The organism is Mesotoga sp. (assembly GCF_035363035.1).
Classification (GTDB): Bacteria; Thermotogota; Thermotogae; order Petrotogales; family Kosmotogaceae; genus Mesotoga.
On the sequence record NZ_DAOSEH010000024.1, the window covers coordinates 21,097 to 27,500 of the forward strand.

Consider the following 6,404-nt stretch of genomic DNA (forward strand, 5'->3'; position numbering starts at 1 on the left):
ATGGAGAAGACTTTGAACCTTGAACACAACAACTACAAAATGGTCTCGCCACTCAGGCGGGAACTAGAAATTCCGGATTACGGTGACCGCGATTTCCTCATCTCATCCGAACCTCTTGGAAATGCCATGTCGGTTTTCGTGAGCAACCGGTATTCCGAATACAGAAAACTCGCTTTTCCTCTCTGGAAGAGGGTCGATATAAGCAAGATGGTACTTCCGCCTGTCTCTGGGAAAAACGGAAAACACTATCCAGATCCATACGTGAAACCGATTAAGTGGCTTACCAGCGAAGAAGTTGAACTACTGGATAATCTGGATTTCGAGGGATCTGACAGGAAGCTGTTGCTCCTGGGAGATATCTTTTTCGATACCGGTTACTTCGTTTCAGTCCCTTCCGGAATCCATCTCAAAGAACCTTACATATTCAACAGAGAGGAGATGAATTCAAGCATTTCAAGCAATCTCTTCGTAGCAGGAAAAGGTTCAAAGATGAAGATAGTACTGAACTCGACCGGACGGGGAAAGTGGTCTCTTCAGAACAACCGGTTTCTTCTGAAGAGAGAGTCCTCCATAGACCTGCTGGTCGTCAACGGCCTCTCCAAAAGCGATTTTAGTTTTTTGAACAATTTCTACCTGCTCGAGGCCGGTGCCCGCTTGAACGTGTATGAAGTTTCTTACGGCGGCGGGGTTCTTGCCAGTTACCACATGGGAGTCGCCGCCGGCGAAGAATCCCGAACGGTGTTCGAACCGGTCTTCATGGCTTACGGAGACTCGAAGATCGATTTACAGTACATCGCGCGGGTAAAATCGGCCCGATCGCAGGCGATCATAGACGGCACCGGTGTGGTGATGGACAGGGGCCACTCCATTTTCAGAGGAACGGTAGATCTTAAAAAGGGTTCGAGGGGAGCCACAGGTAAGGAGCACAGCAGTGTGATGGTACTATCCCGCGAGGCCAGAACGGATGCCATACCCTCCCTTCTGGTCGATGAAAACGAAGTGAACGCGTCTCACGCCGCAACGGTCGGATCGCTGGACGAGGAAAAGATCTTTTACCTCATGTCGCGCGGACTGACCAGGGAAGAGGCCCTGAAGTTCATAATCAAAGGGACTTTCGACCCCGTGCTTGGAAAAGTTGTGGAACTCTTTCCCGATCATTCGAGAGGGTTGGACCGTGTTTTCGCCTGAAGATCTGAACGGTTATTTCAAGGGACTCAAAGGAGACTTCCCCATATTCTCGCACGACCCTTCGCTGGTTTATCTGGACAGCGCCGCCACAACCCAGAAACCGTTGGCCGTTCTCGCAGCGGTCAGGGATTTTTACGAAAGGAACAATTCGAACGTTCACAGGGGCGTTTATCCACTGGCCGAAGCGGCTACCGAACTGTACGAATCCAGCAGAAGAAGGTTGAGCGGCTTCGTGGGCTGCTGGCCTGGCGAGTTGGTCTTCACCAAAGGTTCGACCGAAGGTCTCAACGTACTCGCCTCTTCCCTCTCCATCAGTGGAGATTACGACACCTTCATCGTACCGGTCTTCGAACATCACAGCAATTTCGTCCCCTGGCAGTATCACGCCAGGAGAAATGGATTACGCTTCATACCGCTCCCGGTAAGACAAAACTCTCTCGATATGTCGCTGGTGTACGAGACTCTCCAGCAAATGGACGGCAGATTCGTCTTCTCTCTGGCCGGTCTGGTTAATTCAACAGGTTATAGACCTCCTTTCGAAGAGATAGGATCACTCGTTCATTCGGCCGGCGGGGTCATGGTGCTCGACAGCGCCCAGCTGATTCCGCATGAGAAGTTTTCTTTCGGCGAAAGCAACGTCGATTTCCTCGTCTTCTCCGGTCACAAGATGCTCGCCGAAACAGGTATAGGCTGCCTCGTCGGCAGAGAGAAACTTCTGGGCGAACTGAATCCCTTTGTTTTCGGCGGCCAGATGATTGACATGGTTGGAAAGGAGGAGACGACTTTCGCCGAAGGGGTCGCGAAATTCGAAGGCGGTACCCAAAATATCTCCGGTGCGATCTCAATGATGGCTGCCGTCGAGTATCTGGAAAACGCCGGAATGGAGAGAGTCAGCGCCCATGTTTCTAATCTGGTTGCCATGGCAAGAGAGAAAATCGAGGCCATCGGTGGTTACAGAATCCACAGCCCCGAATCCAGCAGAGCGGTTATTACTTTTACTCACAGCAGGGTACATTCTCACGATATCGCCGAGTTCCTGGGAAGAAAAATGAACGTCGCCCTGAGGAGTGGTCATCACTGTTCCCAATTGCAGATGAAAGAGCTTGGAGTCGTCTCGGCCTGCAGGGTTTCCTTTTACCTTTACAACACATTCGAAGATGTAGATAGACTCGCAGATTCTCTTGAAGAGGCCGGGAGGTGGTTCGATGAGTTTCGATGATATCTATTCCGATTTCATAATGCACCATTACAGAAACTCCGGTCATAGAGGCATCGACAAAGAGAGCGACCTCATGGAAAAGGGGGCGAATCTCTCGTGCGGAGACGAGATAACTCTCTTTGTACGAATGAAAGAGGGGAAGATAACCTCTCTAGCTTTCGACGGCCACGGCTGCGCCATAAGTCAGGCATCGGCTTCGGTAATGGCAGATCTTCTCGAAGGAAAGACCCTGGAAGAGGCCCGGAAGACGCTGTCCAATTTCAGTAAAATGCTGCGAGGTGAAATCTTTGACGAAAATCTTCTTGGAGACGCTGTCCTTTTCGAAAGACTCAGAGAGTATCCGATGAGAATCAAGTGCGTCTCTCTAGCATGGAAGACGGCAGAGAGGGCGCTGATGAAATAAAAAAGACCGGTGCTTCACACCGGCTATACTCTGCGCTGAAGTAACCCTTCACAGCGATTATACACTTAATCGATCAAGTAAATCAATCTTTTTCTTCTTTTTCTTTGAGATACTCCATGAGTTTTTCTTCATCGTTTCTGAAGAAGTACTCTTTCGGATCCTCCGCCATCTTTGAAACTTCTCCAAGAAGCGATCCAAGAGCTTCTTCAAGCTCCAGCCTCTCGGAGACGTCGAATTCTTCGTGAAGGATTCTATTCAAAGTCGCCTCGTCGATCTGATCGATGTTTCTGCTCTGTATAGTTTCCATGAATCTTCCAAGCAGCTCCTCTATCCTGTCCATTCAAACCTCCTTAAACTAGCAGCTTCAAGTATTCTTTCAGGTTTTCGTCGTTCGTATCCAGTTGATCTATTGTACCTTTTTCCAGCGCTGAAAGCATTGATAGAACGAATCCTTCGATATCCTCGATACCCGATTCATCTATCGTATCGATGTCTATGGGACCCTCTTCCAGAAGTTTCGTAATGCGCAATCCCAGCTGGAAGTCGAGATCTCGTATCTCTTCAAGATACTCGTCCAGAAAGAGTTCTAGATTGAAAGCCATTCCCGACCGCCTCCATCGCAAAACGTGCAGCAGTATTCTGAAAACGGCCGTCGTAGTACCAAGTCCAGAAATCAGGAAAGCCATCGAATAAGAGAGCAGATCTCTCCGGGAGGGGAGGTCAAGAAGCGTTTTAAGGATTGAAACATAAACGCCTGCCTCTCCCAGCGATGCAATCCTGGAGGTTTCGGGAATCATTCCCATCTGAAAAGAGGTCGTTCTCTCTCTCATTCCGGCGATATCGAACTTCATCAGGTGATTTATCAGTGATCCAATGTCGAGTCTTCCCTGCGTAACTAAGCCTCCCGCCTCTCTGGAGATCGTACTTTTGTCGATATCGGCAAGAGTTGAAAGGTAGGCGGCCTGCGTGATCGGGTTGTCGAACACCAGTCCGGCAATGGCTTTCCCTTTTGCAAGGCCTCTGTGGAAAAGTACAGTGTTCTTCAGTTCAGAGTAATCGCCCTTCTCAAGATATTTCAGGGCCTTTTCGTACCGACCGAGCATATCGAGAATTCTCACGAGCAGAAAGAGGGCCTTTTCATCGCCGGTATGGAAGTAGTACTCCTCACAATGCTCCAGCGCCTCGTCGAGTAACCCCAGGTTCTTTTCGGCTATCGCCTCTTCGTAGAGGACATCGACCTCCCCGGAAATTTCGTGAGCCCTTCGTAAATCTTCAAGGCTAGCCCAAAGCTTTCCCTGCCGCGATCTCGAGAAAGACCTGTTGTAGAAACATTGCCAGCGATTCTCGATGGCAATACATTCGTCGAAAACCTTTTCGGCCTCTCCGAACCTCTGGAGTTCGTTGAGAACCACTCCCTTTCTTAAAAGAATCTCGGAATACAGCGAAAAGGAGCGGGGAATACTGTTCATTATTTCCATCGCCTGGCCGTATTCTCCAGAAGAGATGTAGGTATCCACGATCCCCAGAAACGGGAGGGCAAATTTTCCCTCGGATTTTTCTATCGATTGTAGAAAATAATTCGCTGCTTCTTCGTAGTCGCCGTTCGACCGGAGCAGTTTTCCTATCTCGTAAAAGCCAACGTAGAAATCGGGATTCATCTCTACAGATCTTTTGAGTTCTATTTCACAGAGTTCGCCGTTTCCTGTCTGTCTGTAGTAAAGACCCTTGTAAAAATGGTACCTGTAATCTCTTGAAATCTTTGCCGCATCTTCGAGAAAGCCGAGCGATCTCTCCAGTTCGTTGTCGCCAATAGCTTTCTTGAAAGCTTCATAGCAGTAGAATTGCAGGTATGAGCCGTAATAATCGTCCGGTTCGTTGATGTAGTGGGCTTTGAGGCCTCGCAGAACTACTTCGAGCTCGATCTTGTCTCTGTCGATCGCCAGAGGTAGGTCTTCGGCCAGTATGGGGAGCCTGACCGGAAGATTGTTAAGCTTTGCCATCTCTGGCTTCAACGGAAGATAAATGATCACAGTTTTTCCTTTCAATATCTCACCCGCAATCTCTATTATCGTTTGCTACAAAGTCGCACATATTGTATAATACCAGAAGAGCGTTGGAAAGATACAGGAGGTATTTAGATGGTAGTTCTTGCTTATGTTTTGATATCTCTGCACGTAGCCATAAGCGTAGCGCTTGGCGTTGCAGTCATGATGCAGATGTCGAAGTCCGCCGAGCTCGGCGGTGCCTTTGGTGGTGGAGCTTCCCATACGATGTTTGGAAGAAAGAAGGGTCTCGACACGATGGGTAAGATTACCCTTGTACTTGCGGTCGGCTTCATGGTTAACAGTGTACTGATCGCTTTCGTTGTGTCCAGAGCCTTTCCTGGTTAAGGTGGTTTGATTGCAGACTCCTGAAGACCAGTTCAAGGAACTTTCAAAAAACCATGTTTCTCTGATTTCGGAGAAAGAACTGCTGGAAAAATTCTCCAAAAATCGACCTCTAAGGGTGAAGCTGGGTGTGGATCCGTCGAGGCCAGATTTGCATTTGGGTCATGCCGTGGTTCTCAGAAAATTGCGGCAGTTTCAGCAGTTCGGTCATCAAGTCGTCCTGATAATAGGGGATTTCACCGCCAGGATCGGTGACCCCTCTGGCCGATCGAAGACGCGTCCGATGATCTCGAAGGATGAAGCGAAAATCAACGCTATATCCTACAGCAAGCAGGCCTTCAAAATCCTCGATAAGGATTTGACGGAGATATGCTTCAATTCGCAATGGCTGGATGCTCTCAATTTCGAAGACGTCATAAGGTTATCGGCGAAGTACACAGTGGCGAGGATGCTCGAAAGACACGATTTTGCGAAGAGATACTCCGACAATGAACCGATAGCTATAGCCGAGTTCCTTTACCCTCTCGCTCAGGCTTACGACTCCGTTTTTGTGAAGGCCGACATTGAAATAGGGGGAGACGATCAGTTTTTCAATCTGGTCGTAGGCAGAAAGATCCAGGAGGAGTACGGTCTGGAACCGCAGGCGGTACTGACTGTACCCCTCATAGAAGGCACCGATGGAAATCTGAAGATGTCCAAGAGCTATGACAACTACATAGCCTTCGAAGATACGCCCAGGGACATGTTCGGGAAGCTGATGTCTATACCGGACACCCTGATAATGAAGTACATGAGGCTTCTCACGGACAAAAACGACGAAGAGCTCAGGGATGCAGAAGAGTGCCTCAAGTCAAGAACCGTCAACCCCAGAGATATCAAAATGGAACTGGCCAGGGATATAACCGCCCAGTTTTATGATGAGGAAACCTCTAGAGCCGCTCTTGAGGAGTTTATAAAGATCTTCCGTCACAAAGAGGTGCCGGAAGAAATGCCCGAAATAAGACTCGATACCGGCAGTGTTTCCGTTGTCGATCTTCTCGTGAAGTATGCTAATATTTCTTCAAGAAGCGAAGCAAGAAGGCTCCTGGAACAGGGTGGTATAAAATTGAACGAGAAAGTGATCGAAGATGTTTACGCTGTTCTGGACCCCTCGGACGGAGATGTTTTGAGAATAGGAAAAAAGCGTTTCTATCGCCTTGTTAAGTGC

Annotated in this window: 7 protein-coding genes; 5 read left to right on the forward strand and 2 right to left on the reverse strand. The window is 48.8% G+C overall.

The features are described 5' to 3' along the window. From PKX57_RS05600 to sufU, 3 genes are read left to right on the forward strand one after another with little or no spacing between them, the layout of a single operon-like run. A complete protein-coding gene (locus PKX57_RS05600; RefSeq protein ID WP_472416353.1) occupies window positions 1–1,188 on the forward strand; it encodes a SufD family Fe-S cluster assembly protein in 1,188 nt (395 codons plus the stop codon). Then, a complete protein-coding gene (locus tag PKX57_RS05605) occupies window positions 1,175–2,407 on the forward strand; it encodes an aminotransferase class V-fold PLP-dependent enzyme (protein ID WP_472414717.1) in 1,233 nt (410 codons plus the stop codon). Before PKX57_RS05600 ends, PKX57_RS05605 begins: the two co-directional genes overlap by 14 nt. After that, window positions 2,394–2,810 (forward strand): Fe-S cluster assembly sulfur transfer protein SufU, encoded by a 417-nt coding sequence (gene sufU, locus PKX57_RS05610; protein ID WP_213921973.1) that lies wholly within the window; start codon window positions 2,394–2,396, stop codon window positions 2,808–2,810. Before PKX57_RS05605 ends, sufU begins: the two co-directional genes overlap by 14 nt. An 82-nt stretch (window positions 2,811–2,892) precedes the next feature. On the opposite strand, the gene PKX57_RS05615 is transcribed toward sufU, so the two are convergent. Further along, on the reverse strand, window positions 2,893–3,150 hold the full coding sequence (locus PKX57_RS05615; protein ID WP_214047320.1) for a chromosome segregation protein SMC: 258 nt from the start codon (window positions 3,148–3,150) through the stop codon (window positions 2,893–2,895). Window positions 3,151–3,160: 10 nt separating this feature from the next. After that, the gene (locus tag PKX57_RS05620) at window positions 3,161–4,810 is read right to left on the reverse strand and encodes a tetratricopeptide repeat protein (RefSeq protein ID WP_214075634.1); all 1,650 of its coding nucleotides are present in this window, start codon (window positions 4,808–4,810) and stop codon (window positions 3,161–3,163) included. Window positions 4,811–4,948: 138 nt separating this feature from the next. Here PKX57_RS05620 and secG point away from each other — a divergent pair, with 138 nt between their 5' ends. Both secG and tyrS read left to right on the forward strand, forming a co-directional pair. Then, the gene (gene secG / locus PKX57_RS05625; protein ID WP_213921976.1) at window positions 4,949–5,200 is read left to right on the forward strand and encodes a preprotein translocase subunit SecG; all 252 of its coding nucleotides are present in this window, start codon (window positions 4,949–4,951) and stop codon (window positions 5,198–5,200) included. Between the two features lie 10 nt (window positions 5,201–5,210). Beyond that, window positions 5,211–6,404 (forward strand): tyrosine--tRNA ligase (tyrS, locus tag PKX57_RS05630; protein ID WP_213921977.1); only part of this gene is annotated, 1,194 nt, incomplete at its 3' end.

Coding starts and splice junctions, on each gene's coding strand:
- secG (WP_213921976.1), top strand. CDS start 4,949: ATGGTAGTTCTTGCTTATGTTTTGATATCTCTGCACGTAGCCATAAGC.
- sufU (WP_213921973.1), top strand. CDS start 2,394: ATGAGTTTCGATGATATCTATTCCGATTTCATAATGCACCATTACAGA.
- PKX57_RS05600 (WP_472416353.1), top strand. CDS start 1: ATGGAGAAGACTTTGAACCTTGAACACAACAACTACAAAATGGTCTCG.
- PKX57_RS05615 (WP_214047320.1), bottom strand. CDS start 3,150: ATGGACAGGATAGAGGAGCTGCTTGGAAGATTCATGGAAACTATACAG.
- PKX57_RS05620 (WP_214075634.1), bottom strand. CDS start 4,810: ATGGCAAAGCTTAACAATCTTCCGGTCAGGCTCCCCATACTGGCCGAA.